The organism is Bacillus sp. RIT 809 (assembly GCF_016892495.1).
Classification (GTDB): domain Bacteria; phylum Bacillota; class Bacilli; order Bacillales; family Bacillaceae_G; genus Bacillus_A; species Bacillus_A cereus_U.
The window spans coordinates 141,413-168,016 of the sequence record NZ_JAFEMR010000005.1 but is presented as its reverse complement, the minus strand read 5'-3'; the positions used below and the strand labels follow the sequence as shown (position 1 = coordinate 168,016).

Here is a 26,604-nt window from a genome sequence, read left to right as displayed (position 1 = left end):
TTTCCATTGACATCATCAAATACAAAAGTATATCTCGAAATTGTAAAAAAAATCCGATCCATTATGGAAGAGGATTGTTTAGTAGCAGGGGATCGTTTGCCATCTGAGCGTGAGTTAAGTTCACGCTTAAATGTTGGACGTTCCTCTGTAAGAGAAGCATTACGTGCTTTAGAACTGGTAGGATTAATTGAAACGAGACGTGGTGAGGGGACGTTTATTCGGAACTTTTACGATAACGGTCTTGTACAATTAATTGCTCCGTTTCTACTGCAAGATGAGAAAACAATTCGTGATTTATTACAAACAAAACGATTGCTTGAGAAAGATATGATTCGACTTGTATGTAATTTACCGAAAGAAACGTTTTCTGGAGTACTAAGTAAATTACACCAAGTGCTTGAAGAAAATGAAAGCTCAATTCCGGTGCTTCATCAAACGTTCTTTAAAACACTTATTGAACAATTCGATAATTATTTACTCTATCGCATTTGGATGATCGTAAATGATTACGTTGCAACTCTTTCTTGTGAAGTTTCAGGAGATTCTATCGAAATCTATAGAAAGCTTTATGCTACTTTGGAAGTGAAACAAGAAAATGATGCGTTAAAAATTTACGATGAATTAGTAGAGAATATACAGTTTCACTCGTAATGTATAAAATTTGTCGAAATGACCATGACACGTTATGACAAACATTCTACCGCATAGCGGTTAAAGTTAAACGTAAAGAGAGAGGTTATTAGACAGATTGAGAAGATAAGGCTAACATCAAACATTGGTGTTAGCCCCATTTTCTTCTTACGCTAACCTTAGCTCTCAACGAAGGGGGTCAAATTGTGCTAAGAGATTTATTCGTGAAAAAGAAAAAGTACGCTGCAATACCTTCAGAACAAATACGAAAAGATGTACCAGATGGCGTTATGACAAAATGTCCGAAATGTAAAAAAATCATGTATACGAAAGAGCTTCTTAAAAATTTAAAAGTATGCGTGAATTGTGGATATCATCATCCGATGAATGCATGGGAACGCCTTGATAGTATATTGGACGAAGGTTCATTTCGTGAGTATGACAAAGAGATGGTTTCACTAAATCCACTTGAGTTTCCGGGATATGAAGAGAAACTAGAAAACGATCGTAAGAAGACTGAATTGTATGAAGCGGTTGTAACTGGTGAAGGAACAATTGATGACATGCTTGTTGTTGTTGCAGTAATGGATTCTCGTTTTCGAATGGGCAGCATGGGCTCTGTTGTAGGAGAAAAAATTGCTCGTGCGGTTGAAAAGGCATACGACTTACAAGTTCCATTTATTATCTTTACTGCGTCGGGTGGTGCCCGTATGCAAGAAGGGATATTAAGTTTAATGCAAATGGCGAAAACAAGCGTAGCTTTGAAAAAGCATAGTAATGCAGGAGGGTTATTTATTTCTGTTATGACTCACCCGACGACGGGCGGGGTTTCAGCGAGTTTCGCTTCACTTGGTGATTACAATCTTGCAGAGCCAGGTGCACTTATCGGATTTGCTGGTAGACGCGTAATTGAACAAACAGTGCGTGAGAAACTGCCAGAAGATTTCCAAACGGCAGAATTTTTACTAGAGCACGGTCAATTAGATGCGGTGGTGCATCGTGATGATATGAGAGAAACACTCCGTAAGATTTTAGAAGTTCATCAAGGAGGGGAAATGGCTGTATGGCAGAGCTAGAATTTGAGAAACCAGTTGTTGAGCTAAGAAATAAGATTCGTGAACTGAAAGACTATACGAAAAACAGCCAGATGGACTTCAGTGAGGAGATTCGTATTTTGGAAGACAAGCTAGAAAAACTAGAGGAAGATATATACGGCAATATGAAAGTATGGGACCGTGTTCAAATTGCTCGTCATGCAGAACGACCGACAACGCTCGATTATATTGAGCACTTATTTACTAATTTTTTTGAATGTCATGGAGATCGCCTATTTGGCGACGATGCAGCGATTGTCGGCGGCATTGCGAAATATAAGGGGATGCCTGTAACTGTAATTGGGCACCAACGCGGAAAAGATACGAAAGAAAATATTCGTCGTAATTTTGGGATGCCTCATCCAGAAGGATATCGAAAAGCACTGCGTCTAATGAAACAAGCGGAAAAGTTTAATCGTCCCATTATTTGTTTCATCGATACGAAGGGAGCTTATCCTGGTAAAGCAGCTGAAGAACGTGGACAAAGTGAGGCAATTGCCCGTAATTTATTTGAAATGGCGGGTTTAACTGTACCTGTTATTTGCATTGTTATCGGTGAAGGTGGTAGCGGTGGTGCGTTAGGTCTTGGAGTAGGAGATTACATTCATATGCTAGAAAATTCCACTTATTCTGTTATTACACCAGAGGGTGCGGCGGCGATTCTTTGGAAAGATGCTGGTAAAGCAAAAGAAGCTGCAGAAGCGATGAAAATTACAGCATTAGATTTGAAAGAATTAGGTGTAATTGACGAAATTATTCCAGAGGCAAAAGGCGGAGCGCATCGTAATATTTTGAAACAATCAGAAAATATAGATTTAATGCTTAAGAAAACTTTTGAACAATTAAGCGGAATTTCGAAAGATGAATTAATCGAAAAACGTTATGAAAAATATATGAAAATTGGGCAAGTTTCGTTTTCAAACGCTTCCATTGGGATAAAATAAGAAAAGCGTGCGTTCCTCTTCGCGAATGCACGTTTTTATTATGAAAAGACACATCTTCTCCATTGTGTTTTTGTATTTTTTCGTGTTATTTTATTATAAGGCAAATAATCTTTATGAGGTGAGTACAAATGAAACGTATTGGTGTATTAACGAGTGGTGGAGATTCACCTGGTATGAATGCTGCCATTCGTGCAGTTGTTCGTAAAGCGATTTTCCATGATATTGAAGTATATGGTATTTACCATGGATACGCTGGTTTAATTTCTGGTCATATTGAAAAATTAGAACTTGGTTCTGTTGGCGATATTATCCACCGCGGTGGTACAAAATTATATACAGCAAGATGTCCTGAGTTTAAAGACCCAGAAGTACGACTAAAAGGAATCGAGCAATTAAAGAAACATGGTATTGAAGGACTTGTTGTTATTGGTGGAGATGGTTCTTACCAAGGCGCAAAAAAATTAACTGAGCAAGGATTCCCATGTGTAGGTGTACCAGGTACAATCGACAATGATATCCCTGGAACAGACTTCACAATTGGTTTCGATACAGCTTTAAATACTGTTATTGATGCAATTGATAAAATCCGTGATACAGCTACATCTCATGAACGTACATATGTTATCGAAGTAATGGGACGTCACGCTGGAGATATCGCATTATGGGCTGGTTTAGCTGATGGTGCAGAAACTATCTTAATTCCAGAAGAAAAGTATGACATGGAAGATGTTATCGCTCGTCTGAAACGAGGTAGTGAACGTGGCAAAAAGCACAGTATTATCGTTGTAGCTGAAGGTGTTGGAAGTGCAATTGACATCGGTAAGCACATTGAAGAAGCAACAAGCTTTGATACTCGTGTAACTGTATTAGGTCACGTGCAACGTGGTGGATCACCAAGTGCACAAGACCGTGTATTAGCTAGTCGTCTTGGCGCAAGAGCAGTTGAATTATTAATTGCTGGTAATGGCGGACGTTGTGTTGGTATTCAAAATAATAAACTTGTTGATCATGACATTATCGAAGCGTTAGCTCAAAAGCATACAATCGATAAAGATATGTATCAATTATCTAAAGAATTATCTATCTAATTGGCTTAATGCCTTGTATTTGGGAACGGTTTCATAATTTTCGGAGGTGCAATATGCGTAAAACTAAAATTGTATGTACTATAGGTCCTGCTAGTGAAAGTATTGAGAAATTAGAGCAATTAATGGAAGCGGGTATGAACGTTGCTCGTTTAAACTTCTCTCATGGTAGCCATGAAGAGCATGGAGCTCGTATTAAAAATATTCGTGAAGCTTCAAAGAAAACTGGTAAAACAGTTGGTATCTTACTTGATACAAAAGGTCCAGAAATCCGTACACATGACTTCGTAGACGGACAAGCTGAGCTTGTAACAGGTGCAGAAGTAATTCTTTCTACTGAACAAGTATTAGGAACTGCAGAGAAGTTCTCTGTATCTTATGCTGGTCTTTATGATGATGTTGATCCAGGTTCTCGTATTCTAATCGATGACGGTCTTATCGAACTAGAAGTAATCGAGAAAGCTGACGGAGACATCCGTACAAAAGTATTAAACAGCGGAACTGTAAAAAATAAAAAAGGTGTTAACGTACCAAACGTAAGCATTAAGCTTCCTGGTATCACTGAAAAAGACGTACAAGATATCGTTTTCGGTATCGAGCAAAAAGTTGATTTCATCGCAGCATCTTTCGTACGTAAAGCATCTGACGTATTAGAAATTCGTGAATTATTAGAAGGGCATAACGCTCAATACATCCAAATCGTACCAAAAATCGAAAACCAAGAAGGTATCGACAACATCGATTCAATCTTAGAAGTTTCTGACGGTTTAATGGTTGCTCGTGGTGATATGGGTGTAGAAATTCCACCAGAAGAAGTACCATTAGTACAAAAACGTCTAATCAAAAAATGTAACGTATTAGGCAAACCAGTTATTACTGCAACACAAATGTTAGATTCTATGCAACGTAACCCACGTCCAACTCGTGCGGAAGCAAGTGACGTAGCAAACGCAATCTTCGATGGAACAGATGCAATCATGCTTTCAGGTGAAACTGCTGCGGGTCAATACCCTGTAGAAGCTGTAACAATGATGGCTAACATTGCGGTACGTGTTGAAAAATCATTACAATATGAAGATATGTTCAAAAAACGTATTAAAGAGTTCACTCCAACAATTACAGATGCAATTAGCCAATCTGTTGCGCACACAGCACTTGCTCTTGATGTAGCTGCAATTGTAGCTCCAACAGAAAGTGGACATACTGCGAAAATGATCTCTAAATACCGTCCGAAATCTCCAATCGTAGCTGTAACATCTGACGAGCAAGTAGGACGTCGTCTTGCACTTGTTTGGGGTGTTCAAGCATTTATGGCTGGAAAACGTGCAGCTTCTACTGACGAAATGTTAGATACAGCAATTCAAACAGGTATGGATGCGGGTCTAATCGGACTTGGAGATACTGTAGTAATCACTGCTGGTGTACCAGTTGCTGAAACTGGTACAACAAACTTAATGAAAATCCACGTTGTTGGTGAAGAAGTTGCTAAAGGGCAAGGAATCGGTCGTAAAGCTGCAAAAGGTAAAGTAGTTGTAGCGAAAACAGCTGCTGAAGCTGTAGCGAACGTAAACAAAGGTGATATCCTTGTTACAACAAGCACTGATAAAGATATGATTCCTGCAATTGAAAAAGCTGCAGCTCTAGTTGTAGAAGAAGGCGGTCTAACAAGCCATGCAGCTGTTGTAGGTGTATCAATCGGTATTCCTGTTATCGTTGGTGTAAACGGCGTAACAACAACTTTAAAAAGTGGCCAAGAAGTAACAGTTGATGCAGCGCGCGGAATTGTTTATAATGGACATGCGGAAGTGCTATAAGAAGTAATACGGAGAGAAGGATCGGAGTCCTTCTCTTTTTTTTACACAAAAAAGTATAGAGCTAGCTTTAAATGCCTGAAATCGCTTTGAAAAACGTTTATTATAATGTTTAGTGGAAGAGGGTTATTCGTCCTTTGTAAAGCTTGTATGAGCGTTTTAAGAGGCTCATAAGGGGTTTTGTAAGGTGGATGGTGGAAAGTGATGCTTTCACCTTTTGAATGAAATATGAAGGAGTGTGGAGCTGTGAAGTGGTTACTATTCTTACTTATTGTAATACCGGCGATCGAGATTGCGGTATTGATAGGATCGAGTCATGTAATAGGTTTATGGTCTACGTTCGCTATGATTGTATTTACGGGTATTGTTGGTGTATATTTGGCGAAACGACAAGGGTTTAAAGTGCTTAGAGAGATTCAATTTAGGTTAAATAGAGGAGAAATGCCTGGTGATACGGTTCTAGATGGTATTTTTATATTCGTAGGAGGTATTCTTTTAGTACTGCCTGGATATGTGACGGATATAATAGGTTTTATCTTTGTTGTTCCTGTAACGAGGGCTTTATTGAAGCCGGTTGTTATGAAGTGGATTGATTGGAAATTTAGAAAGAGAACTACTATTATTGTTCAGAAATAACGCGTAGATTATAGCGATCTACGCGTTATTTTTTTGTTTGCTATTTATAGTCAATTGTTAGCTTCTTGTTGGGGTGGATTATTGTTAGTTATTAAACGATAGGATACAGAGGGTTCTTGTGAATGAAAAGTGTTACATTAGGGTGATGTTCTTGCATGTAGTAAGATTCGACTAGTGAGCAGAAGTTTAGATAGGAGAAGAAAAATTACTGATTAAAGGGTTCACCTGCCTTGTTTTGTATATTTATTCATTTACATAAAAAGTAATAAATGTAAGTAATAATTATAGAATAAATAGAATAAAAATGTATTTCCGGCCTGAAATATGCGTTTTTATGCAAAAAAATAAGAGAATTATCCTTTTTTAGGAAATCCCCTTTTAAATGTAGTAGTGCAAAAAGTACAGTGAATAATCAGTGGGAAATTCCCACTGATTACAGTTGATTTTTTGTTGTGTATGAGTTAGAAAACATTATTTTGATGGTGAGCCTTTAATGAATTTCCATAAATCGTGGAATACATGAGCTTTGTGTAATGTATTAAGTAGTACTAATATGACTGGACCGATGATTAATCCTAAAAAACCAAAGAGCTTAAAGCCGACAAATAGAGCGATGAGTGTCGCTAATGGATCGAGTCCAATATTAGATGAAAGTACTTTTGGCTCCATGATTTGTCTTTGGACAATCACGACGATGTATAGGATGAGAAGACCGATGGCGAATGCAGTATCACCTGTGAAAAATACGTATATAACCCAAGGAACGAAGACGGCTCCAGTTCCTAAATACGGGAGTAAATCTACAACCCCTGTAATAATCGCGATAGTAATTGCGTATGGCACGCGTAATATTAAAAGGCCGATTAGTACAATGATAGTTGTCATAGATACGAGTGTAAGTTGCGCTTTAACAAAACCAAACAAAGCTTTTCTTAAATCGACAAAAATAGTTTTTCCGTATCCGTGTACACGATTAGGTAGAAGTTTTCTTACTTTATGAGCAAGACGGTGCCAATCGTAACTAATGAAGAAGGTGGCTAATAAGACGAATACAAGGACAGTTAAAGTTGTTGGTAATGCACTAATGAAATTTGTTAATCCGCTTATAATGGCGGTTAAAAGTTCTTTCATTTGTGTCGTTGCTCCGGTGCCTAAGTTTTGAATGTTTTGTGTAATAGTGTATCGCTGTGGTTCTCCAAGATGATTAAATTTAGAAATTAAATCATCATAGAGAGGCATAATATGATTAAGTGCAAATTCTTGGGCGAATGCAACGATATCTGGAAACTTCACTGTGACAATTTGTAGTAAGTATGTTGTGGCAGACATTGCTTCAGTTACAAGGTATGTAACGAGTCCGACGATAGCTCCGAATACGAGAATTAAGCTAACGAGTACCGCTAATGCGCGAGGGAATTGTAGTTTTTGATTAAGGAAATTGACGACAGGATTAATCAAATAAGCGAATGCAAAAGCGATAATAAAAGGGTAGATCAGGCCTGACATGTGCAGCAATGCATAGAACCCAACTACCGTTGCTACAATGACAAATATGAGTCGTAATATCATATATAGTAAGTTTCGGTTCAAAGATGTATACCTCCCATTCCAATTTGGATTATCCTAATTCGTTCAACTTATAACTAGTGAGATTCACTGATCAAAGTTGCACTTTATGTTATAGTGGAATGATGGATTTAGCCTGCTTTTGCAGCGGATTAATGACTACAGAAGCTTGTTGGTGACGCTTCTACTATATGGTAAAAACTTCATTTTCTCTCTTTTTTATTTTACCTGTTTCTTATTATAAAAGAAAGGAGAGACATCCGCTTTTAAATGTATATGCATGCTTTATTTTTTTCTGGTTAAAGTCTTGTTTGTAATTTTGGAATGTATATGAAAATCAATTTTTTTCTTTATTATAATTGTCAAATATACATCGGTATAGCATGTATAACGATAGGTTTAAGGGTATTTTTGTTTGGAAACAAGTTCATTATTTTCAGAAAGGAAGTGCAATCATGATTAGTCAGTCAACGTTATTTTTATTCATACTACTTATTATAGGACTTATTGCTAAAAACCAATCGCTTACTGTAGCTGTTGGAGTGTTATTTTTATTTAAGTTTACGTTTTTAGGCGATAAAGTCTTTCCTTATTTACAAACGAAAGGAATTAACCTCGGTGTGACGGTTATTACAATTGCGGTGCTTGTCCCAATTGCGACGGGGGAAATAGGGTTTAAACAGCTTGGAGAAGCGGCGAAATCATACTATGCATGGATTGCTTTAGCTTCAGGAGTAGCGGTTGCTTTATTGGCGAAAGGTGGGGTGCAATTATTAACGACTGATCCTCATATTACAACCGCACTTGTTTTTGGGACAATTATAGCTGTAGCTTTATTTAATGGAGTTGCTGTAGGTCCATTAATTGGGGCTGGAATTGCCTATGCAGTTATGAGTATTATACAGATGTTTAAATAAGGAATTTTATAGTAATATAAAAATTTTGAATTCTTCCTGTTCACAAAAGTCAGATAATTGTTTATAATAGAATTAGAAACTTTGAAAAGTTACATAACAGCAGAGACTTTACACCAGATAAAATAAAAACAACATAAAACAATTTTATAATGATATTGTTTTATGTTGTTTTTATCATAAAACTCTTCGGAATTTATTTTCCTCACTAACTTGTTGTTCTGAGCGTGAGGATTCGGGGAGACATTCACGCTCATGCTTTCCATGTAGGCAATGGATAATAAGAGGGGAACATCGCAACAAATTTGCATGATCGTGCATTTTGCTTGCCTAAAGAGTGAACGGGCGTTCATAATTTATAAGGGGAGCAAATAGATATAAGGAGCAAGGTTGGGAGAATTTTCAGGAAAAGGAGAGAATGTCATGACTGTTATTCGAGGTTTAGAAGGGGTAGTAGCAACAACATCATCTGTGAGCTCTATTATTGATGATACATTAACTTATGTTGGGTATAATATTGATGATTTAGCTGAGAATGCTACGTTTGAAGAAGTAGTGTACTTATTATGGCACCGCAAGCTTCCTAACGAACAAGAACTAGCGGAATTTAAAGAGACTGTATCAGAATACTATAAAGTTCCAGGTGAGATTTTAACATATTTGAAACAAGTAGATTTAAAAATCGCGCACCCGATGTCGGTTTTACGAACTGCGATTTCCATGCTATCATTATATGATGAGAGCGCTGAAATAATGGATGGAAAGTCTAATTATTTGAAAGCGGTTAAATTACAGGCTCAAGTCGGAACTTTAATTGCGGCTTATGCAAGAATTCGCAAAGGTTTAGATGTTGTTGAGCCAAGAAAAGATCTATCATTAGCTGCAAATTTCTTGTACATGTTAAATGATCGTGAGCCAAATGAAGTTGAAATTGAGGCTTTTGATAAGGCACTTGTACTTCATGCAGATCATGAGTTAAACGCTTCTACATTTACTGCACGTGTTTGCGTAGCTACACTTTCAGATGTGTATTCTGGTATTACAGCAGCAATCGGTGCATTAAAAGGTCCTCTTCACGGCGGGGCAAATGAAAATGTAATGAAGATGTTAACTGAAATTGGCGAAGAAGAAAATGTAGAAGCATATATTCATAATGCTCTTCAAAATAAAGTGAAAATTATGGGATTTGGTCATCGCGTATATGAGCATGGTGATCCACGCGCGAAACACTTACGCGAAATGTCTAAGAGATTATGCGTGCTTTTAGGAGAAGACAAATGGTATAATATGTCTATCAAAATTGAAGACATTGTAACAAAAGAAAAAGGTCTTCCACCAAATGTTGATTTCTATTCAGCTTCTGTATACCATTGTTTAGGAGTTGACCATGACCTATTTACACCTATCTTTGCGATTAGCCGTATGTCAGGCTGGTTAGCTCATATTCTAGAACAATATGAAAACAACCGTTTAATCCGTCCGCGTGCTGATTATGATGGACCTACGCATCAAGTGTATGTTCCGATTGCGCAACGATAAGTGAAAAACACTATTTTGATAGTGAAAATACGCTTTCAAAAGTCTGATTTTTTCGGAAAGATATAATGATTAGAATATTTTAATTTGACTAAAGGTTTGAACTGAGGGGTTATTCCCTCAGTTTCATACATATGAAATTTCAAACATGGGGGTTATCACATTGACGACAGGTGAAAAAATTACTGTAACTAATGGTGTTATGAATGTACCAAACAATCCGATTATTCCATTTATCGAAGGAGATGGAATTGGTCCTGATATTTGGGCTGCAGCATCTCACGTACTAGAAGCAGCAGTTGAGAAAGCATATGATGGTGAGAAGAAAATTGTTTGGAAAGAAGTGCTTGCAGGGGAAAAAGCATTCAACCAAACAGGCGAGTGGTTACCAGAAGAGACTTTAAATTTAATTCGTGAATATTTAATCGCAATTAAAGGTCCACTTACAACTCCAGTTGGCGGTGGTATTCGTTCTCTAAACGTTGCGCTTCGTCAAGAATTAGATTTATATGTATGTCTACGTCCAGTTCGTTACTTTGAAGGTGTTCCTTCACCTGTAAAACGTCCGGAAGATACTGATATGGTTATTTTCCGTGAAAATACAGAAGATATTTACGCTGGTATTGAATATGCACAAGGTTCTCCAGAAGCGGAAAAAGTTCTTGCATTCTTAAAAGAAGCAATGGGCGTTAATAAAATTCGTTTCCCAGAAACATCAGGGATTGGTATTAAACCAATTTCAGAGGAAGGGACAAAGCGTCTGGTTCGTGCTGCGATTCAATATGCAATTAACGAAAAACGCTCTTCTGTTACATTAGTTCATAAAGGAAACATTATGAAATTTACAGAAGGTGCTTTCAAAAACTGGGGTTACGAAGTAGCTGAACAAGAATTTGGCGACAAAGTATTTACTTGGGCTGAATATGATCGTATCGTTGAAAAAGATGGTAAAGATGCAGCGAATAAAGCGATGACAGAAGCAGAATCTGCTGGGAAAATCATCGTAAAAGATTCTATTGCAGACATCTTCTTACAACAAATTTTAACTCGTCCACGTGAGTTCGATGTTGTTGCAACAATGAACTTAAACGGAGACTACATCTCGGATGCACTTGCTGCACAAGTAGGTGGAATTGGTATTGCACCTGGTGCAAACATTAACTATGTGACTGGACATGCTATCTTTGAAGCTACACATGGTACAGCTCCAAAATATGCAGGTTTAGATAAAGTAAATCCATCTTCTGTTCTTCTTTCTGGTGTATTATTATTAGAGCACTTAGGATGGAACGAAGCTGCGAATTTAGTAACTGATTCAGTTGAGAAAACAATTGAATCAAAAGTAGTAACTTATGATTTCGCACGCTTAATGGAAGGTGCAACAGAAGTGAAATGTTCTGAGTTCGCTAATGAACTTATTAAAAACATGGATGTAGCGATAATCAAAAACGCATAATTAAAGCGGGGGGTAAATTATGACAATCAAACGCAAGAAAGTTTCAGTCATCGGTGCAGGATTTACAGGAGCAACAACAGCATTCTTATTAGCACAAAAAGAACTTGCAGATGTTGTATTAGTGGACATTCCACAGCTGGAAAATCCAACAAAAGGGAAAGCGTTAGATATGTTAGAAGCGAGCCCAGTACAAGGTTTTGATGCTAACATTATTGGTACATCTGATTACGTAGATACTGCTGATTCTGACGTTGTCGTTATTACAGCAGGTATTGCGCGTAAGCCTGGTATGAGCCGTGATGACTTAGTAGCAACAAACTCTAAAATTATGAAAAGTATTACGCGCGACATTGCAAAACATTCACCAAATGCGATTATTGTTGTATTAACAAATCCAGTTGATGCAATGACATATTCTGTATTTAAAGAAGCAGGATTCCCGAAAGAGCGTGTTATCGGTCAATCGGGCGTATTAGATACAGCTCGTTTCCGTACATTCATTTCACAAGAATTAAACCTTTCTGTGAAAGACATTACAGGATTTGTTCTTGGTGGACATGGTGACGATATGGTACCTCTTGTACGCTATTCCTATGCAGGTGGTATTCCGTTAGAAACATTAATTCCGAAAGAGCGTTTAGAGGCAATCGTAGAACGTACACGTAAAGGTGGCGGTGAGATTGTAGGCTTATTAGGAAACGGTAGTGCATATTACGCGCCAGCAGCTTCTTTAGTTGAAATGACAGAAGCAATCTTGAAAGATCAACGCCGTGTATTACCTGCTATTGCATACCTTGAAGGTGAGTATGGTTATAGTGACATTTACTTAGGGGTACCAGTAATTCTAGGTGGTAACGGAATTGAAAAAATTATTGAATTAGAACTTCTTGCAGATGAAAAAGAAGCGTTAGATCGCTCTGTCGAATCTGTACGAAACGTTATGAAAGTTCTTGTTTAATAATTAAATATAAGCGGAAAAAGATTCGGGGCCCCGAATCTTTTTCTACTATATATTGAAATGTTTTTTTAAAATAATATGAAAACGCTATCATTAGGTGTATCCTATAATGAAACTATAGACTTATACTATACATTGCCCTCATCATAGTAAATTTCGGATAAGGTATCGCTTTTAGTAGGATAATAAGGTGGGAAAATCGGAGGGGGTTGTAACATGTTAAAGAAAAAAGTTCAAATTGGTCGTAAAATGGATGAAATTACAGTAGGAGAGAAATTATCTATCACTGAAAAAATTGAGGATAAAGATTTGTTATTGTATTTAGGGTTAACGAATGATGCCAATCCATTATATATTCAGCATGATTACGCATCCCAAACTCCGTATGAAAAGCCGATTGTCCCAAGCATTATGCTAACGGGGCTGATTACAACGGCGGTTACGAAATATTTACCAGGTCCAGGTAGTCATATTACTAGGAAGGACCTTACGTTCGTGAAACATGTTCACCATTACGAAACGTTACAAATCCACTTTGAAGTTGTGGCTGTTTCAGAGGAGGAACATACAATTGATATGCTTGTATTTGCTCATGATGAAAAAGGAGAAACTGTTGTAAAAGGTTCATTAACAGTAACACCACCTTTTAAATCTGTTTCCATTATGGAAAAAGCATTAGATAATTTTTAAAAAATGAAAGTTAGAATGATATAAAAGTAGCGCTAGTCATATTCTTATTAAGGGTATGCTAGCGCTACTTTTTGTTTGGAAAGGGTGATATAACTTTGAAATGGGAAAGGGAAGACATTATTTTTGAAACGATAAGAGAAGCTGAAGTGTGGGCCGATTCAATCGCGAATGAAATGTACGGGAAAGTATTTGATGGATATGAAACACCAGATTATAAAATAGCGTATGCTCTTTCGTTTTTCTTAGCGCAAAATCGAGATTGTATAGTTCATACGGAAGTGAGCTTTAAAAAAGAGAGAGCGATCTATAAAGTTTGGAAAAATCCTGTGTAGCTGAAGGTGAGTCGTAATTACTTCTATTTTCTCAATTTTACACAAACGAGCTCCATGAATAGACAATTATATTGAGGGAGACCTTGTTTTCTAGTATGATGAGAATAACGGGGAAAATACTAGGATGAAGAAGGTTTCAAGTCTATAACTTGGAGGAAAAGAATGAACAATCGTATTTTAGTAGTTGATGATGAGGAATTTATCTTAACTTTAATTGAATTTAATTTACAACAAGCTGGGTTTGAAGTTATAACAGCGATGGATGGAGAAATGGCGCTTCAAAAAGCGACAACAGAACGCCCAGATTTAATTATATTAGATTTAATGCTTCCAAAAATGGATGGTATGGAAGTTTGTAAAGAATTACGATTGCAGCGTGTTATGACGCCGATTTTAATGCTAACAGCAAAAGATGATGAATTTGATAAGGTGCTAGGTCTTGAGCTTGGGGCTGATGATTATATGACGAAGCCGTTTAGCCCAAGGGAAGTTGTTGCTCGTGTGAAAGCGATTTTGCGCCGCACGAAATTACAGCAAGAAGAAAAAGTTTCGGAAACGCCAGATGAAGATAGTATCATAATTGCAGAGCTTAAAATTTTACCGGAGTTTTATGAAGCGTACTTCCAAGGTAGGAAACTGGAACTAACACCGAAAGAATTTGAGTTACTTGTTTATCTTGCAAAAAATAAAAGTCGTGTATTAACTCGTGACCAATTATTGAGTGCTGTATGGAATTATGATTTTGCCGGTGATACAAGAATTGTTGATGTCCATATTAGCCATTTGCGCGATAAAATTGAACAAAATACGAAAAAACCGACGTACATTAAAACGATACGTGGTTTAGGTTATAAATTAGAGGAGCCAAAAGGGGATGAATAAATTTCGTTCCAGGCTTCTTTTTACTTTTGTTTCTCTTATCGTTTTTATTTTAGTTGGACTAGGTGTATTATTAGAAACCGTATTTGAAAATTACTATATAGATCATGCTAAAGAAAGAATGGTAAAAGAGACAAGGTATGTTGCTGTATTAGCAGAGGAGCAAGGGTTTGATTCTGTTTTAAAAAAGCCGTATGTATTTGAAAAGTTAGAAGAACAAATACCAGCTTCTATTATATTTGTGGATGAAAAAAATAAAGTTCAATATAGCGGAGGGAAACAATCTGCATTTAATCAAGAGATGATTAAAGAACTTTCTTCTGAAGCAGGAAAACAAAAAAATAAAGTCATTACGAAAGAAACAGATCAAAAGAATGAATTTTATCATGCTGTGTTCGTCCAGGATGTAGAAGGGAAACAAGGATACATTTTGGTGAAAAGTACAATTGATACATTGAGGGACGTTCACCAAAAAACGTGGGGATTATTAATTATCGGATTTGTCATTGCTTGTCTCGTAGTTGTATTCCTAGGTGTCAAAATTACAGGACAATATATTAGGCCGATTGAATCAGTTACGAAAGTTGCGATTGAATTAGCGAAGGGTAATTATAAAGCGCGTGCATATGAAAGTCATTCGGATGAAACAGGAATGCTGAGTAAAGCAATTAATATTTTAGCTCGTAATTTACAAGAGATGACACTCGAACAAGAAATGCAACAAGATCGTTTGCACACATTAATTGAAAATATGGGAAGCGGAATGATTTTAATTGATAGCCGTGGTTATATAAACCTTGTAAACCGTTCTTATAAGGAGACTTTCCACGTAACAGATGAAGAATATTTAGACCGTTTATATTATGAATCGTTTCACCATACGGAAATTATTGAGCTTGTGGAAGAAATTTTTATGACAGAAGTGAAAGTGCGTAAACAAATGTTATTGCCGCTAGGTATTGAGCGCAAGCATTTCGAAGTATACGGAGCGCCAATTATTGGGACAAACCATGAGTGGAAAGGGATTGTTCTCGTATTCCATGACATTACAGAGTTAAAGAAATTAGAACAAATGAGAAAAGACTTTTTAGCGAATGTTTCTCATGAATTGAAGACACCGATTACTTCTATTAAAGGTTTTTCAGAAACACTCTTGGACGGAGCGATGGATAATAAAAAATTCTGCGAACATTTCTTGCATATCATTTTAAAAGAAAGTGAGCGTATGCAAGGATTAATTGAAGATTTATTAGATTTGTCAAAAATCGAGCAGCAAGGGTTTAGATTAAATATGGGTACGGTTGATATGAAGGGGCTTCTTGAAGACATTCACATGGTGCTTGATAATAAAGCGGGTGAAAAAGAAATCTCTTTACAAGTGAATGTATTGAAAAGAGTTTCCGTTATTGGAGATCCGAGCCGCTTAAAACAAATCTTTATTAATTTAATTAATAATGCAATCGTATATACGCCGGCTGGAGGCGTTGTTTCAGTTGAATTATTAGAGGATAAATATAATGCGTATATAAAAGTGTCGGATACTGGAATTGGTATTAGTAAAGAAGAAATCCCTCGTATATTTGAACGTTTTTATCGAGTTGATAAAGCGAGAAGTAGAAATACGGGTGGAACGGGTCTTGGTTTATCAATTGTAAAGCATTTAGTTGAAGCACATCAAGGTACGATTACAGTGGATAGTGAGGTTGGAGAAGGTACAACATTTACAGTTGTTTTACCAAAATCAGCTACTGAAAAATAGGATGAAGGATATTTACAATATATTAACAATGGCTTAATTAAATATTAATAAAGCTCTGTTAATATAATATATGAAAACCCCTTCATCCAAGGAGTAATTTTGGACGAGAGTAGTTATGCTATTCTCGTCACTTCCCTTTTATGCCAATGTAAGTCTGTTTATATATGATAGAAAAAAACCGTTATTTTTCTTCTCTCTATTAGTCATGTTAATATAGAGAGAGGATAGGAACGGTTTTTTTTCTGTGGGAAAATCGTTTCAAATTTGTATGGGGAGGTTTGTAGTTTGGAAAAAAAAGTCGTATTAGTAGATGGTAATAATATCGCGTATCGTGCTTTCTTTGCACTACCGCTTTTAAATAACGACAAAGGTATACATACGAACGCAATTTATGGTTTTACGATGATGTTAATGAGAATATTAGAGGAAGAAAAACCGACGCACATGCTTGTGGCGTTTGATGCGGGGAAAACAACGTTCCGTCATAAAACGTATAGTGATTATAAGGGAGGGCGTCAAAAGACGCCACCTGAACTATCAGAGCAATTCCCATTTATTCGCGAAGTACTTGATGCATTTAATGTTCCGCGCTATGAATTAGAAAACTATGAAGCGGATGACATTATGGGGACTTTAGCGAAAGAAGCGAGTGAGCAAGGGTTTCATGTGAAAGTTATTTCAGGAGATAAAGACTTACTGCAACTTGTTTCAGATAATACACTCGTATGTATTCCTCGCAAAGGAATTACAGAAGTAGATGAATATACGAAAGAAGCTTTATTTGAGAAATATAGCTTATCACCAAAGCAAATTATCGATATGAAAGGTTTAATGGGAGACCAATCAGATAACATTCCAGGTGTACCAGGTGTTGGTGAGAAGACAGCCATTAAATTATTAACGCAATTTGAAACGGTAGAAGCAGTATATGAAAACTTAGATCAAGTGAGTGGAAAGAAATTAAAAGAAAAGTTAGAAGCGAATAAAGAACAAGCCCTTATGAGTAAAGAACTTGCGACTATTATTACAGACGCACCGATTACTGTGCATGTAGATGATATGGCATATAAAGGGTATGAACCAAGCGATTTGATTCCGATGTTCGAGAATTTAGGATTTACATCCCTTTTAAATAAATTAGGTGTTACGCCGGAGGAAACGGCTCCAGCTGAATTAGATGATATTACATTTGATATTGTAGAAGAAGTTACAGAAGAAATGCTTCAGCAAGATAGTGCGCTTATTGTTGAAGTGCAAGAAGATAACTATCATAAAGCCGATATTCAAGGTTTTGGTATTCAAAATGAAAATGGTTGTTACTTCATTCCGGCCGATGTTGCTCTTAAATCGGATGCTTTTAAAGAGTGGCTTGCAAATGGAGAAATGAGAAAACATACATTTGATGCGAAGCGTGCTATCGTTGCCCTAAAGTGGAAAGGTGTAGATATTCAAGGGATTGACTTTGATTTATTAATTGCCGCTTATTTACTTGATCCAGCTGATACCGATAAAGATTTCCGTGCTGTTGCGAAAATGAAAGAAACACATGCGGTAAAATCTGACGAAGAAGTGTACGGGAAAGGTGCGAAACGTGCTGTTCCGGAGCAAGAGGTAGTAGCTGAGCATGTCGCTCGTAAAGTGCATGTATTATATGATGTGAAGCAAACATTCGAGAAAGAATTAGAAAAGAATGAGCAATATGAACTATTTACAGAGTTAGAATTACCTCTTGCTCGTGTATTAGCTGACATGGAAGTGAAAGGTGTTACAGTTGATACGAATCGTCTTCGTAATATGGGAGAAGAGCTTGCGGGTAGATTAAAGGAAATGGAACAAGAGATTTATGAGCTTGCAGGAACGGAATTTAATATTAATTCACCGAAGCAACTTGGGGTTATTCTGTTTGAAAACTTAAATTTACCTGTTATTAAAAAGACGAAAACAGGTTATTCTACATCTGCTGATGTACTAGACAAGCTTATGGATCATCATGCAATCATTCCGAAGATTTTACACTACCGTCAATTAGGGAAACTAAACTCTACATATATTGAAGGGTTACTAAAAGTTGTACATGACGATTCATCTAAAATTCATACTCGCTTTAACCAAGTGTTAACGCAAACAGGACGACTAAGTTCAACGGAACCAAACTTGCAAAATATCCCGATTCGCTTAGAAGAGGGAAGGAAGATTCGTCAGGCGTTTATTCCTTCAGAAGAAGGATGGATTATGTACGCGGCCGATTATTCACAAATTGAACTTCGTGTGCTTGCTCACATTGCAAAAGATGAAGGTTTAGTTGAAGCGTTCCAACATGACATGGATATTCATACGAAAACAGCTATGGATGTATTCGGTGTTGGAAAAGATGAAGTGACATCTAATATGAGACGACAAGCAAAAGCTGTAAACTTCGGCATTGTATACGGTATTAGTGATTACGGCCTTTCACAAAACTTAGGAATCACGAGAAAAGCGGCAGGGGAATTTATTGAAAGGTATTTAGAAAGCTTCCCTGGAGTACAAGAATATATGGCTGACATTGTAAAAGATGCGAAGCAAAAAGGATATGTGTCAACGTTATTAAATCGCCGTCGTTACATTCCAGAAATTACGAGCCGTAACTTTAATTTACGTAGCTTTGCAGAGCGTACAGCAATGAATACACCAATTCAAGGTAGTGCGGCGGATATTATTAAAAAGGCTATGATTATTATGGCCGATCGCTTAGAAGAAGAAGGCCTACAAGCTCGCTTACTTCTGCAAGTACACGATGAATTGATCTTTGAAGCGCCAAAAGAAGAAGTGGAAAAATTAGAGAAGCTTGTACCTGAAGTAATGGAGCATGCAATTGAACTAGCAGTTCCATTAAAAGTTGATTATTCTTACGGTCCAACTTGGTACGACGCGAAATAAGGAAGTGATGAAATGCCGGAATTACCAGAGGTTGAAAATGTTAGACGGACACTTGAAAATCTTGTAACGGGGAAAGTGATTGAAGATGTAATTATCACTTACCCAAAAATAGTGAAACGACCGGACGATGCAGAAATCTTTAAAGACATGCTAAGAGGCGAGATGATCGAGAATATAAAGCGAAGAGGTAAGTTTTTGCTTTTGTATGTAACAAACTATGTAATTGTTTCACATTTGCGTATGGAAGGTAAGTTTTTACTTCATCAAGAGGATGAACCAATTGATAAACATACACACGTACGTTTCTTATTTACAGATGGAACTGAATTGCATTATAAAGATGTGAGAAAGTTTGGTACGATGCATCTCTTTAAGAAAGGTGAAGAGTTTGCTCAAATGCCTCTTGCTGATTTAGGACCAGAGCCATTTGATGCTGAATTGACACCGCAGTACTTACAAGAAAGATTGCAAAAGACAAATCGCAAAATAAAAGTTGTATTATTAGATCAGCGTCTTTTAGTGGGGCTTGGAAATATATATGTAGATGAAGTATTATTCCGTTCGCAAATTCATCCAGAACGAGAAGCTGCATCTTTAACAGAAGAAGAAGTAGAAAGAATTTATGAGGCGACTGTTACAACGCTGGGTGAAGCGGTTAAGCGTGGCGGAAGTACAATTAGAACGTATATTAATTCGCAAGGACAAATTGGTTCGTTCCAGGAACTTCTAAATGTATATGGAAAAAAAGGAGAACCGTGTGTGACTTGCGGTACGCTATTAGAAAAAACAGTTGTTGGCGGAAGGGGAACGCATTACTGCCCAATTTGTCAGCCTAGAATATAGAAAAGGGATAACATCGGATAGGCATTTGTCATATACATAGAGCAGAGCTATGTATAAGGGAGGAGCTTACCGATGTATCTTTATTGGTCTCTTATTTTATTAGCTTTTACATTAAGCTTAGATAGCTGTAGTGTGGGGCTAACATACGGATTAAGAAGTGTAAGAATTCCACTAAAATCAATTATAATTATCGGAATCTGTTCAGCGGCTGTCATGCTCGTTTCCATGGGAATTGGACATATGATCGCGAAAATATTTTCACCTGTTATCGCAACGCGTATCGGTGGGTTTGTTCTTATTGGAATCGGGATTTGGGTATTATACCAATTTTTTCGAAGTGATAAAAAAGAAGAACCGAAGCAAGAAGAGAAGGTTTGGAAACTAGAAATTGCTTCTCTAGGGTTAGTGATTCAAATTTTGCGGAAGCCGACTGTTGCCGATTTTGATAAATCAGGAACTATTTCTGCAGGAGAAGCGCTACTTCTCGGCATCGCTCTTTCTGTAGATTCGTTTGGTGCTGGAATCGGTGCATCTTTATTAGGTTATGCACCGGCGATGATGGCGATATTAGTCGCGGTTATGAGTTCTTTATTTTTATTTATTGGAATGAAGCTTGGTACGATTTTATCGAATATGAAATGGTTACAAAAATTTACATTCCTGCCTGGAGTATTACTCATTATTATTGGAATTTGGAAAATGTAAGTAGGGGCGTGGAACATTAGTTTCGCGCCTTTGATATTATGAGGAGGATTATTATGACAGTAATAATTGGATTAACAGGAGGCATTGCAAGCGGAAAAAGTACGGTATCAGAAATGTTTCGTGAAATGAGTATACCGGTTATTGATGCAGATATTATTGCGCGAGAAGTTGTAGAACGAGGAAAACCAGCATATAACAAAATTGTAGAGGTGTTTGGAACGGAAGTGTTACAAGAAGATGGGGAGCTGGATCGCCCGAAGCTTGGAAGTGTCGTTTTCTATAATGAAGAAAAACGATTGCAGTTAAACAAAATCGTTCACCCTGCAGTGCGTGAAGAAATGAATGCACAAAAGGAAATGTACATAAAAGAAGGTATGCAAGCGGTTGTGTTAGATATCCCTCTTTTGTTTGAAAGTAAATTAACAAATCTTGTTGATCGTGTTTTAGTTGTAGCAGTCACACCGAATACACAATTAGACCGTTTAATGAAACGAAATAACTTTTCAGAAGAAGAAGCAACGGTGCGTATTCAATCTCAAATGCCATTAGAAGAAAAAGTGAAGAATGCAGATGAAGTGATAAATAATGATGGCACAATTATGGAAACGAAAACACAATTACAGGTGATTTTAAAGAAGTGGAACATTATTGATTAAAAAATTGTGAAATTAATGAAAATGCTTAGTGACATTCCTCCTTTTTGTGTTATACTAATATTGGGATTTGAGATAAATAGTATAACGCATTCAAGGGGGATAACATATTATGACTCGTGTGGCAATTAATGGATTTGGACGTATTGGGAGAATGGTGTTTCGTCAAGCAATAAAAGAAAGCGCATTCGAAATTGTAGCAATCAATGCAAGCTATCCGTCCGAAACGTTAGCACATTTAATTAAATATGATACAGTACACGGTAAGTTTGCCGGAACAGTGGAAGCATTTGAAGATCACTTATTAGTAGATGGGAAAATGATTCGCCTTTTAAACAACCGCGATCCAAAGGAATTGCCTTGGAAAGATCTAGGTGTTGAAGTTGTAATTGAAGCAACTGGTAAATTTAACTCGAAAGAAAAAGCAATTCTTCATGTTGAAGCTGGAGCGAAAAAAGTTATTTTAACAGCACCTGGTAAAAATGAAGATGTAACAATCGTAGTTGGTGTGAACGAAGACCAATTAGATATTACAAAACATACCGTTATTTCAAATGCATCTTGTACAACAAACTGTTTAGCGCCTGTTGTAAAGGTGTTAGATGAGCAGTTCGGAATTGAAAACGGTTTAATGACAACTGTTCACGCTTATACAAATGACCAAAAAAATATTGATAACCCACATAAAGATTTAAGAAGAGCGCGTGCTTGCGGACAGTCTATCATTCCGACAACGACGGGTGCTGCGAAAGCGCTTGCAAAAGTTCTTCCACACTTAAACGGAAAACTTCATGGTATGGCACTTCGTGTACCAACACCAAACGTGTCTCTTGTTGATTTAGTAGTAGACGTAAAACGTGATGTAACAGTTGAAGATATTAATGAAGCATTCAAAACTGTTGCAAACGGTGCGTTAAAAGGAATTGTAGAATTCAGCGAAGAGCCTTTAGTGTCTATCGACTTTAATACAAATACACACTCAGCTATTATTGATGGTTTATCTACAATGGTAATGGGTGAGCGTAAAGTGAAAGTACTTGCTTGGTATGATAACGAGTGGGGCTACTCTCGTCGTGTTGTAGATCTTGTAACGTTAGTTGTTGATGAATTAGCAAAACAAGAAAATGTACAACATATTTAAGTGAAATAGAAGGAGGGCAAGTGAATATTTGCTCTCTTTTTTTATTTTTTTCTGAAAAGAAAAAAATTATATGGGTATATTTTAAAATAGTGGACAGACCAAAAAACGTTGTGATTACTGTATTTGTGAATCGTTTATTTTTTTTAGGGAAAAGTAAAGAGGAAATTATGACAGAAAATCGAAAAAACTGTTGTTGCAAAATGAAAATAAACAAAGTATACTAACACTCGTAAACTTAAGAGCTGAGGTACGTAGTCACTACTTAAAGGGTTAGGACCTCTCTGGACTAACTTTCCCCCGTGGTAGTGGAGCAAGCCAAATTGCAAATTAGTTTTCAATTCGAACAGTTAGAATAAATTTACAAGGGGGAACTGTAGAATGGATACTATGGATACGATGGGTCGTCACGTAATCGCTGAACTTTGGGATTGCGATTTCGACAAGCTTAATGACATGCCGTATATTGAACAATTATTTGTGGATGCAGCACTAAGAGCTGGTGCTGAAGTACGTGAGGTTGCTTTTCATAAATTTGCACCACAAGGTGTAAGTGGAGTAGTAATTATCTCGGAATCACATTTAACAATTCATAGCTTTCCGGAGCACGGTTACGCAAGTATTGATGTTTATACTTGTGGGGATCGTATTGATCCAAATGTTGCTGCAGAATATATTGCAGAAGGTTTAAACGCGAAAACGCGTGAGAGCATCGAGCTTCCTCGAGGCACTGGTAGCTTCGAAATTAAGCAGAGAGAAACAAAAGCTCTTTAAAAAAGAACATAATTGATTTAAAATGTAAAGAGGTGTATAATGCACCTCTTTTTTAGTTTATATAAAATAGGACCATGCTATGTATGAACTTATAGTGGTCAGTGTAGAAGAATGAGTTATATAATATTGTATATATATTTTCACATGTAGATGAGTAGCGAAGAAATAAAGATTATAGTGTAAAGGAGTGAATGAATTGCGTTGTCCATCCTGTTTTCATAATGGCACAAGAGTGTTAGATTCGCGTCCGGTAGACGAGGGGCGCTCTATTCGAAGAAGAAGAGAGTGTGAAAGTTGTTTAAGTCGCTTTACGACATTTGAAAGAGTAGAAGAATCACCTCTTATCGTTGTTAAAAAAGAAGGAACACGAGAAGAGTTTAATAAAGAGAAAATTTTACGCGGTTTAATTAAAGCGTGTGAAAAAAGACCTGTATCTTTAAGGCAGTTAGAGGAAGTAACACAAAGTGTGGAGCGTGAACTTCGTAACTTAGGTATATCAGAAGTGAAAAGTGATATGATTGGTGAAATTGTTATGGAAGAACTTCGTGATATTGATGATGTTGCTTACGTACGTTTTGCTTCTGTGTATCGTCAATTTAAAGATTTAAATGTATTTATTGAAGAATTAAAAGATATACTGCAAAAAGAGAGAGAGTAGAAGGAATCTCTTTATATACTGTAAGTAAACGAGATAAGAGAGCTAGAAGCGGAAGCTAATAGCTCTTTTTCGCTAATAAATTATATAATAAAGATAGAACGAGTGAAATGTAGGTTAGATTGGATGAGAGAAAGGAAAGGCAAGAATGGAAAAACAGTCATGGATGGAGCTATTGCCGATTGATCGTTATAAAGTAAGTGCGAAAGGGTTGTTACATAATTACGACCGGAAAGTATTAACGATGTTGTATCAGCCGTTAATAGGTAGTAGAGCTTTTAGCTTATATATGACACTATGGGGAGAGTTAGAGCAAGATCGTGTATTTGGAAAAGAGAATACACATCACTCCCTTATGGTGACTATGCAAATGCAACTTCCTGAAATATATGGGGAACGAGTAAAGTTAGAAGCGATTGGTCTTTTAAATGTATATATTAAGAAAGAAAAAGATATTCGAATGTTTATATATGAATTGCAACCACCTTTATCTCCGAAGCAGTTTTTTGATGATATTGTTTTAAGTATCTTTTTATATAATCGCTTGAGTCGGACAAAATACAACCAAGTAAAGCAATATTTCTTAGAAGAAGAATTCGATTTTGCTTCTTATGAAAATGTTACGCGCTCCTTCAACGATATATTTGATTCGTTTAACCCAGGTCAGTTTGAATATGCGCAAGAAGAACTGCGTATCCCGAAAACGACAATTATGCCAAGTAACGAGAATGGGGATGCTCCGAAAGTTTGGAATGATTTCTTTGATTTCTCTTTATTTGTAGACGGACTATCAGCGCTTGTTCCTAAAAAGGCGATTACAGATCAAGTGAGAGAATGTGTCATTACACTCGCTTATGTGTACGGTGTGGATGTGTTATCGATGCAAAATATCGTTCTTGGCGCAGTGACAGAGATACAAACAATTGATATCGAAAGGCTTCGGAAGGGAGCACGCGATTGGTATCAATTCGAAAATGGTCAAGCGTTACCTGTATTAAGTGAAAGAGTGCAACCTCATGCTGCTCGTACAATGAAAGAGAAAGAGCCATCTACGCAAGAAGAGATGCTAATGAAGCAGTTAGAGGAAATCTCGCCAAAACAACTATTGAAAGAGATTTCAGGCGGTGCAGAGGCGACGAAAGCGGACTTGCAAATCGTTGAGGATGTAATGATAAACCAAAAGTTAACGCCAGGGGTTGTGAATGTACTTATTTATTACGTTATGCTACGCTCAGATATGAAGCTTGCTAAAACGTATGTCGAGAAGATTGCTGGACATTGGGCGCGAAAAAAGGTCGGCACAGTAGGCGAGGCGATGGCGCTAGCGAAAGAAGAGAATCGTCAATATCAAGAGTGGGCTGAGACGAAGAAAAAAGGTCGTACAGCGAAGAAAACAGTGCGAAAAGAAATGGTACCAGATTGGCTTAAAGAAGAGTCGAAAGAAGAAGAGAAAGAACCTGTAAAAAATGACGTAAGTGCGAAAAAAGATGCAAGTACGTTAGAAGATGAACGGAAACGATTAGAAGAAGTATTGAAAAAATATAAGCGTGATTAATAAAAGAAAATGAACGCTCTTTGAGGTGAGAAAATGGAGCATATTCAAAATTCATTTACGAAATTAATGGAAAATAAAAACTTTAAAAATAGATATGAAGTCTTAAAGGCAGAAGTGATGGCGCACCCTCGTGTGAAAGAATTTATAGACGAACATAAAGGTGAAGTAACGACTTCTATGATTGAACGAAGTCTTGTGAAGTTATATGAATATATTGGACAAAGTGTAGGGTGTGCGGATTGTCCAGATTTAGGGTCATGTAAAAATATGCTACAAGGATATGAGCCGAAGCTCGTCATCCAAGGTAAGATGATTGATATTCAATATGATCGTTGTATTAGAAAAGTAGCATATGATGAGAGAAAAAAATATGAAAAACTTGTTCAAAGTGTATATATGCCAGTTGACATTTTGCAGGCAACTATGGAAAATTTAGATCCTTCAGATTTAGATGCACGTATTGATGCAATAGGTGCAACGAATGAATTTTTAAACACATACGAACCAGGTAAAAAAGCACAAGGTTTATATTTGTACGGTAAATTTGGTGTAGGGAAAACGTATCTTTTAGGGGCAATTGCAAATGAGCTTGCGCGAAAGAAAATTAGTTCGATGCTCGTATATTTCCCTGAATTTTTACGTGAAATCAAAAGTTCGATTCAAGATAATTCGATTAGCGGAAAGATTGATGCTGTCAAACGTGTACAAGTATTAATGTTAGATGATATCGGGGCAGAAGCGATGTCAAGTTTTGTACGTGATGATGTACTCGGTGCAATCTTACAGTTCCGTATGTTGGAAAACTTACCGACGTTCTTTACATCTAATTTTGATTTCAAACAGTTGGAACATCATTTAACGTATACACAGCGCGGTGAAGCAGAAGAGATGAAAGCGGCCCGTATTATGGAACGAATTAAATATTTAGCGAAGCCAATCCCAATTGGCGGGAAGAACCGTCGTAATAAGTAAAGAGCGAGCTGAGAAGCTTGCTCTTTTTTATCCCGCTATTGGCGGGCAGTAAGACTCCCACCTCAAAATTCGGCTGTAAAGCAAAGAAGTTAGGTGGGAG

Annotated in this window: 24 protein-coding genes; 23 read left to right on the top strand and 1 reads right to left on the bottom strand. The window is 37.0% G+C overall.

The window, feature by feature from the left end; genetic code table 11:
* Positions 1–6: 6 nt before the first annotated feature.
* The 6 genes from JTF23_RS07970 (at position 7) to JTF23_RS07945 (ending at position 6,200) form a co-directional block, all read left to right on the top strand.
* Complete coding sequence (locus tag JTF23_RS07970; protein ID WP_002112207.1) at positions 7–651, top strand: FadR/GntR family transcriptional regulator; 645 nt, start codon at positions 7–9, stop codon at positions 649–651.
* A 185-nt stretch (positions 652–836) separates the two neighbouring features.
* Entirely contained in the window at positions 837–1,706 is an 870-nt protein-coding gene (accD, locus tag JTF23_RS07965; RefSeq protein ID WP_204208460.1) for an acetyl-CoA carboxylase, carboxyltransferase subunit beta, read from the top strand.
* Positions 1,694–2,668: an acetyl-CoA carboxylase carboxyl transferase subunit alpha gene (gene accA, locus JTF23_RS07960; protein WP_000818786.1), complete on the top strand. Its 975-nt coding sequence runs from the start codon at positions 1,694–1,696 to the stop codon at positions 2,666–2,668. Before accD ends, accA begins: the two co-directional genes overlap by 13 nt.
* A 128-nt stretch (positions 2,669–2,796) precedes the next feature.
* Positions 2,797–3,756 carry a 6-phosphofructokinase gene (gene pfkA / locus JTF23_RS07955; RefSeq protein ID WP_002034288.1) on the top strand — a complete coding sequence of 320 codons (960 nt, stop codon included), beginning with the start codon at positions 2,797–2,799 and terminating at the stop codon, positions 3,754–3,756.
* 53 nt (positions 3,757–3,809) lie between these two features.
* The gene (pyk, locus tag JTF23_RS07950; protein ID WP_002160257.1) at positions 3,810–5,567 is read left to right on the top strand and encodes a pyruvate kinase; all 1,758 of its coding nucleotides are present in this window, start codon (positions 3,810–3,812) and stop codon (positions 5,565–5,567) included.
* 243 nt (positions 5,568–5,810) lie between these two features.
* Entirely contained in the window at positions 5,811–6,200 is a 390-nt protein-coding gene (locus JTF23_RS07945) for an FxsA family protein (protein ID WP_002160258.1), read from the top strand.
* Positions 6,201–6,671: 471 nt separating this feature from the next.
* Here the strand turns inward: JTF23_RS07945 and ytvI are convergent, their stop codons facing one another.
* The gene (ytvI, locus tag JTF23_RS07940; protein WP_204208459.1) at positions 6,672–7,790 is read right to left on the bottom strand and encodes a sporulation integral membrane protein YtvI; all 1,119 of its coding nucleotides are present in this window, start codon (positions 7,788–7,790) and stop codon (positions 6,672–6,674) included.
* A 431-nt stretch (positions 7,791–8,221) separates the two neighbouring features.
* Between ytvI and JTF23_RS07935 the strand changes: the two genes are divergently transcribed.
* The 17 genes from JTF23_RS07935 (at position 8,222) to dnaI (ending at position 26,504) form a co-directional block, all read left to right on the top strand.
* Positions 8,222–8,683, top strand: coding sequence for a DUF441 domain-containing protein (locus JTF23_RS07935; RefSeq protein ID WP_204208458.1), 462 nt, complete (start codon positions 8,222–8,224; stop codon positions 8,681–8,683).
* Between the two features lie 387 nt (positions 8,684–9,070).
* Complete coding sequence (citZ, locus tag JTF23_RS07930) at positions 9,071–10,219, top strand: citrate synthase (protein ID WP_204208457.1); 1,149 nt, start codon at positions 9,071–9,073, stop codon at positions 10,217–10,219.
* Between the two features lie 160 nt (positions 10,220–10,379).
* The gene (gene icd, locus JTF23_RS07925; protein ID WP_204208456.1) at positions 10,380–11,672 is read left to right on the top strand and encodes an NADP-dependent isocitrate dehydrogenase; all 1,293 of its coding nucleotides are present in this window, start codon (positions 10,380–10,382) and stop codon (positions 11,670–11,672) included.
* A gap of 19 nt (positions 11,673–11,691) precedes the next feature.
* The gene (mdh, locus tag JTF23_RS07920; RefSeq protein WP_002112197.1) at positions 11,692–12,630 is read left to right on the top strand and encodes a malate dehydrogenase; all 939 of its coding nucleotides are present in this window, start codon (positions 11,692–11,694) and stop codon (positions 12,628–12,630) included.
* Between the two features lie 216 nt (positions 12,631–12,846).
* Positions 12,847–13,320, top strand: a complete 474-nt coding sequence (locus JTF23_RS07915; RefSeq protein ID WP_016106325.1) for a MaoC family dehydratase — start codon at positions 12,847–12,849, stop codon at positions 13,318–13,320.
* Between the two features lie 95 nt (positions 13,321–13,415).
* Positions 13,416–13,652 (top strand): hypothetical protein, encoded by a 237-nt coding sequence (locus tag JTF23_RS07910; protein ID WP_002112196.1) that lies wholly within the window; start codon positions 13,416–13,418, stop codon positions 13,650–13,652.
* Between the two features lie 162 nt (positions 13,653–13,814).
* Positions 13,815–14,534, top strand: a complete 720-nt coding sequence (gene phoP, locus JTF23_RS07905) for a two-component system response regulator PhoP (protein ID WP_002112195.1) — start codon at positions 13,815–13,817, stop codon at positions 14,532–14,534.
* The gene (gene phoR / locus JTF23_RS07900; RefSeq protein WP_204208455.1) at positions 14,527–16,290 is read left to right on the top strand and encodes a two-component system histidine kinase PnpS; all 1,764 of its coding nucleotides are present in this window, start codon (positions 14,527–14,529) and stop codon (positions 16,288–16,290) included. Before phoP ends, phoR begins: the two co-directional genes overlap by 8 nt.
* 285 nt (positions 16,291–16,575) lie before the next feature.
* Positions 16,576–19,209, top strand: coding sequence for a DNA polymerase I (gene polA / locus JTF23_RS07895; RefSeq protein ID WP_078179659.1), 2,634 nt, complete (start codon positions 16,576–16,578; stop codon positions 19,207–19,209).
* Between the two features lie 12 nt (positions 19,210–19,221).
* Positions 19,222–20,052, top strand: a complete 831-nt coding sequence (mutM, locus tag JTF23_RS07890) for a DNA-formamidopyrimidine glycosylase (protein WP_204208454.1) — start codon at positions 19,222–19,224, stop codon at positions 20,050–20,052.
* Positions 20,053–20,124: 72 nt separating this feature from the next.
* Positions 20,125–20,757, top strand: a complete 633-nt coding sequence (gene ytaF / locus JTF23_RS07885) for a sporulation membrane protein YtaF (protein WP_204208453.1) — start codon at positions 20,125–20,127, stop codon at positions 20,755–20,757.
* Positions 20,758–20,810: 53 nt separating this feature from the next.
* Positions 20,811–21,413, top strand: a complete 603-nt coding sequence (gene coaE, locus JTF23_RS07880; protein ID WP_204208452.1) for a dephospho-CoA kinase — start codon at positions 20,811–20,813, stop codon at positions 21,411–21,413.
* A 109-nt stretch (positions 21,414–21,522) separates the two neighbouring features.
* Positions 21,523–22,551: a glyceraldehyde-3-phosphate dehydrogenase gene (locus JTF23_RS07875; RefSeq protein WP_204208451.1), complete on the top strand. Its 1,029-nt coding sequence runs from the start codon at positions 21,523–21,525 to the stop codon at positions 22,549–22,551.
* A 387-nt stretch (positions 22,552–22,938) separates the two neighbouring features.
* Positions 22,939–23,322, top strand: a complete 384-nt coding sequence (speD, locus tag JTF23_RS07870) for an adenosylmethionine decarboxylase (protein ID WP_002003660.1) — start codon at positions 22,939–22,941, stop codon at positions 23,320–23,322.
* Between the two features lie 196 nt (positions 23,323–23,518).
* Positions 23,519–23,980, top strand: a complete 462-nt coding sequence (nrdR, locus tag JTF23_RS07865) for a transcriptional regulator NrdR (protein ID WP_001203686.1) — start codon at positions 23,519–23,521, stop codon at positions 23,978–23,980.
* Between the two features lie 145 nt (positions 23,981–24,125).
* Positions 24,126–25,532: a replication initiation and membrane attachment family protein gene (locus tag JTF23_RS07860; RefSeq protein WP_002160267.1), complete on the top strand. Its 1,407-nt coding sequence runs from the start codon at positions 24,126–24,128 to the stop codon at positions 25,530–25,532.
* A gap of 33 nt (positions 25,533–25,565) precedes the next feature.
* Entirely contained in the window at positions 25,566–26,504 is a 939-nt protein-coding gene (gene dnaI / locus JTF23_RS07855; protein ID WP_002015473.1) for a primosomal protein DnaI, read from the top strand.
* Positions 26,505–26,604: the final 100 nt, after the last annotated feature.

Bases quoted from the DNA above. Each gene is read 5' to 3' on its own strand.
- accA (WP_000818786.1), top strand. From the start codon at position 1,694: ATGGCAGAGCTAGAATTTGAGAAACCAGTTGTTGAGCTAAGAAATAAG.
- pfkA (WP_002034288.1), top strand. From the start codon at position 2,797: ATGAAACGTATTGGTGTATTAACGAGTGGTGGAGATTCACCTGGTATG.
- pyk (WP_002160257.1), top strand. From the start codon at position 3,810: ATGCGTAAAACTAAAATTGTATGTACTATAGGTCCTGCTAGTGAAAGT.
- JTF23_RS07935 (WP_204208458.1), top strand. From the start codon at position 8,222: ATGATTAGTCAGTCAACGTTATTTTTATTCATACTACTTATTATAGGA.
- mdh (WP_002112197.1), top strand. From the start codon at position 11,692: ATGACAATCAAACGCAAGAAAGTTTCAGTCATCGGTGCAGGATTTACA.
- JTF23_RS07915 (WP_016106325.1), top strand. From the start codon at position 12,847: ATGTTAAAGAAAAAAGTTCAAATTGGTCGTAAAATGGATGAAATTACA.
- phoP (WP_002112195.1), top strand. From the start codon at position 13,815: ATGAACAATCGTATTTTAGTAGTTGATGATGAGGAATTTATCTTAACT.
- phoR (WP_204208455.1), top strand. From the start codon at position 14,527: ATGAATAAATTTCGTTCCAGGCTTCTTTTTACTTTTGTTTCTCTTATC.
- mutM (WP_204208454.1), top strand. From the start codon at position 19,222: ATGCCGGAATTACCAGAGGTTGAAAATGTTAGACGGACACTTGAAAAT.
- ytaF (WP_204208453.1), top strand. From the start codon at position 20,125: ATGTATCTTTATTGGTCTCTTATTTTATTAGCTTTTACATTAAGCTTA.
- coaE (WP_204208452.1), top strand. From the start codon at position 20,811: ATGACAGTAATAATTGGATTAACAGGAGGCATTGCAAGCGGAAAAAGT.
- JTF23_RS07875 (WP_204208451.1), top strand. From the start codon at position 21,523: ATGACTCGTGTGGCAATTAATGGATTTGGACGTATTGGGAGAATGGTG.
- speD (WP_002003660.1), top strand. From the start codon at position 22,939: ATGGATACGATGGGTCGTCACGTAATCGCTGAACTTTGGGATTGCGAT.
- JTF23_RS07860 (WP_002160267.1), top strand. From the start codon at position 24,126: ATGGAAAAACAGTCATGGATGGAGCTATTGCCGATTGATCGTTATAAA.
- dnaI (WP_002015473.1), top strand. From the start codon at position 25,566: ATGGAGCATATTCAAAATTCATTTACGAAATTAATGGAAAATAAAAAC.